The sequence below is a fragment of the Bacillus sp. SIMBA_008 genome (assembly GCF_046535495.1).
Taxonomy (GTDB): domain Bacteria; phylum Bacillota; class Bacilli; order Bacillales; family Bacillaceae; genus Bacillus; species Bacillus subtilis.
This window is the reverse complement of the sequence record NZ_JAWRWL010000378.1, coordinates 1-276: the sequence shown is the minus strand read 5'-3', so window position 1 is coordinate 276 and position 276 is coordinate 1. Positions and strand designations below refer to the sequence as shown.

The following is a 276-nucleotide window of genomic DNA, read 5'->3' as shown; positions in this document are numbered from 1 at the left end:
CCAGTTGTCCGCGAGCACGCCTACGGTGATTTTCTGAGGGAAAGCGCCAGCCGTTTGCGCAGAAGAGGAACTCCCAAACGGCTGCGCGACCGCCGCCGATTGCGCAGCGGCGAAAATAGCCAGCCCGACGAGACACATGCATACGCGCCGAAGGATGCGCGCCATCGCGGCCCCATGGAAGCGCATCGCGGTGAAGTTCAGCGACACGGCGCGGCTCAAGCGGCTTCGCTCTGCCCTTCGGCAAGCGCAGCGACAGACTGTTCCGATCTGCCGCAG

The 276-nt window shown here is 64.9% G+C and carries 1 protein-coding gene; it reads right to left on the bottom strand.

All coding sequences use genetic code 11. The features are described from left to right. Positions 1–219, bottom strand: a 219-nt coding sequence (locus SB658_RS23675) for a hypothetical protein (RefSeq protein WP_410602747.1), incomplete at its 3' end; no start/stop codon positions are given. Positions 220–276 lie beyond the last annotated feature (57 nt).